Here is a 2,805-nt window from a genome sequence, read left to right as displayed (position 1 = left end):
GAGACGCTGCCCAAGATCGATTGATCGAGGCGGATCGCGAAATGGGGCGGGGGCGCATCGGCACCCCCGCCCCTTTTGTTTCCCGGAAGACGGACGTCCCGTGCGGCGTCCTGAAACGGGACGTCCCGAAACGGGCGCTGGCATCGGTTCGCGCGCGGCGGCAGCCTGCGGATCATGTCGCCGCTACTCCGCCTCGCCATGCTGGCCCTGATCGTGTTGTTCCCCGGCGCCGCCGCGGCGAGGCAGCCATGGCCCGATGTGCACACGATCCTCGATGTCGGTCGGCCGCTCGGGCCGGGGGATTATGTCTGGGATACCGATGATGTGCCCGCCGGCCCGGCGCGGATCGTCGTCGATCTCGATAAGCGGCGGCTGTACGTCTATCGTGCCGGGGTTGAAATCGGCCGTTCCTATATCGTCATCGGCCCGCCCGAACAGCCGACGCCCACCGGGCGATATCCGATCCTGCAGAAACATGCGGACCATTATTCCAGCACCTACGGCCGCGCGCCGATGCCCTATATGCTGCGCCTGACGCGCGGCGGGGTGGCGATCCATGGCAGCCCGGTGGAGGAGGATTGGGTGACCCATGGCTGTATCGGCGTCCCCACTGCTTTCGCACGAATCCTGTTTCGACAGGTGAAGCTGGGCGACGAAGTGATCGTCACGCGCCACTGGTTGCCCGCCGCTTACGGCTGAACCGCTTGCCTCGGCGTGGCGCGCCCGTCACGCTGTGGCGATGGTGGCCGGCAGTGATCGCGACGACTCATGGGGCTGGCGGGTCGAACGCGCCTGCGCCGCTGCGTGGCCCGCGGGGCGGCGCGTGACGGTTGGGCAGTGGTGCGTCCAGCATTCGGGCGGGGGCACGCGGCGGATCAACTCGGCCAGCGCACTGGCGCCCGTGTCGCTCGACCCGGACACGCTGGGGGCGATCGAACGCTGCTATACCGGCGCCGGGTTGCCGGCGATCGTGCGTCTGACGTCGCTGGCGCCCGATTCGTCGGCGCTGCTGGATGCGGCGGGCTATCTGCCGGCGGAAGGATCGTCCGCCACGTTGCTGCACGATCTGACCGGCGACGCCGGGGATGATGCGGGCGTGCGCATCGACGCGATCCCTTCGGATGCATGGCGCGCCGCACGCCGCGCCCTGTCGCGCAGCGCCGGACAAGGCGCGGAGGATCATGTCGCGCCGATCGCGCGACTGGCGATTCCGGCCGGCTTCGCGTCGCTGGCCATCGAGGGACGGATCGTCAGCCTCGCCTTCGGGGCCTGCCATGACGGGATCGCGGTGATCGAGGCGGTGGCGACCGATCCCGCCGCACGCCGGCGTGGCTTCGCCGGGCGGGTGGTCGGCGCGTTGCTCGGCTGGGCGCGATCGCAGCGGGCGGAAGCGATGGCCTTGCAGGTCGCGCACGACAATCGCGCCGCGCGCGCCCTGTATCGCGGGCTGGGCTTCGACCGCCATCTCTACGACTATCATTATCGCAGGAGGGCGATATGCCCGAATTTCGCATGATCGATACGGGCGCGGTGCGCCTGCGCGCGGTGGTGGAGGGAGCCGGGCCACTGGTGATCCTCGTCCACGGCTTTCCCGAAAGCTGGTATTCGTGGCGTCACCAGATCGCGCCGCTGGTGGGGGCAGGCTATACCGCCGCCGCGATCGATGTGCGGGGCTATGGCGGGTCGGATAAGCCCACGGCGCTCGCCGATTATGATATGGAGGCGCTGACCGGCGATGTCGTCGGCGTCGCTGACGCGCTCCAGCCGGACATGCCCGCGATCCTGGTGGGACATGATTGGGGCGCGCCGATCGTATGGAACAGCGCGCTCAGCCGACCCGATCGCTTCGCGGCGGTCGCCGCGCTGTCGGTGCCGTTCACCGGCATTCCGCAGCGCCCGTTCACCGAAACGTTCCGGCGCGCCTTCACCGACAAGGGCCGCTTCTTCTACCAGGAATGGTTTCAGGAGCCGGGCCCGGCCGAGGCGGAGGCCGAGGCTGACGTGCGGCGGTTCCTGCGCAGCTTTTATTATGCGATCTCCGGCGATGCCCCGCCAGGCACCTGGCCCGACAAGCCCGCCGGGGCGACGTTGCTGGACGGCATGATCGATCCGCCCCGCTTCCCGGCGTGGCTGAGCGAGGGGGACCTCGATTATTATGTCGCCGAATTCACGCGATCGGGGTTGCGCGGGCCGCTCAACCGCTATCGCAACCACGAACGCGACTGGGCGTGGGCGCAACAATTCACCGGGCGCCGCATCGAACAGCCCGCGCTGTTCATCGGCGGCACCAGGGATCCGGCCACCAATCTGTTCGGGGCGCTCGCCGATCCGATGGCGGCGATGCGTCCGCACGTCCCGCTGGTCGAGGGGCATGTGCTCGATGGTTGCGGCCATTGGACGCAGCAGGAGCGCCCGGGCGAGGTAAACCGACTGTTGCTCGACTGGCTGGGGCGGTTGCCACACTAGGCGGGTGACGATCGCGGAACGGGCCGCCGCGACGCCGCCGCGACATTGATAAGTCGCCCGCTTTGCGAGGCTTTCCTCGCTCGCCCGGGCAGGGTAGGGAAGCGCGTGACCGCCATGACCTCCGCCACCCCGATCCTCCCCCCCGCCGACTGGCGCGATTTCGTCGCACTGACGAAACCGCGCGTGATGACGCTGGTGGTGTTCACCGGCCTGTGCGGGATGCTCGCGGCGCCGGTCGCGGTCGATCCCGTGCTCGGCTTCACCGCCATCCTGTGCATCGCACTCGGCGCGGGCGCGGCGGGGGCGCTCAATCAATGGTATGAGGCCGATCTCGATGCC

At 69.1% G+C, this 2,805-nt stretch carries 3 protein-coding genes and 1 pseudogene; all 4 read left to right on the top strand.

Annotated elements, in window-relative coordinates; all coding sequences use genetic code 11:
- Positions 1–174 precede the first annotated feature (174 nt).
- Positions 175–699, top strand: a complete 525-nt coding sequence (locus ACFDSW_RS16170; protein WP_375251284.1) for a L,D-transpeptidase family protein — start codon at positions 175–177, stop codon at positions 697–699.
- A 124-nt stretch (positions 700–823) separates the two neighbouring features.
- A complete protein-coding gene (locus ACFDSW_RS16165) occupies positions 824–1,516 on the top strand; it encodes a GNAT family N-acetyltransferase (RefSeq protein WP_375251283.1) in 693 nt (230 codons plus the stop codon).
- Positions 1,498–2,466: an alpha/beta fold hydrolase gene (locus ACFDSW_RS16160; RefSeq protein ID WP_375251282.1), complete on the top strand. Its 969-nt coding sequence runs from the start codon at positions 1,498–1,500 to the stop codon at positions 2,464–2,466. Before ACFDSW_RS16165 ends, ACFDSW_RS16160 begins: the two co-directional genes overlap by 19 nt.
- A 114-nt stretch (positions 2,467–2,580) precedes the next feature.
- Positions 2,581–2,805, top strand: a pseudogene (locus ACFDSW_RS16155) (protoheme IX farnesyltransferase); the annotation flags it as partial.

Source organism: Sphingomonas sp., from assembly GCF_042091075.1.
GTDB lineage: Bacteria > Pseudomonadota > Alphaproteobacteria > Sphingomonadales > Sphingomonadaceae > Sphingomonas.
The sequence above is the reverse complement of the archived record's forward strand: the minus strand, read 5'-3'. Positions and strand labels throughout refer to the sequence as shown.

What these genes read in the sequence shown, in the direction of transcription:
- ACFDSW_RS16170 (WP_375251284.1), top strand. Translation starts at nt 175, where the DNA reads ATGTCGCCGCTACTCCGCCTCGCCATGCTGGCCCTGATCGTGTTGTTC.
- ACFDSW_RS16160 (WP_375251282.1), top strand. Translation starts at nt 1,498, where the DNA reads ATGCCCGAATTTCGCATGATCGATACGGGCGCGGTGCGCCTGCGCGCG.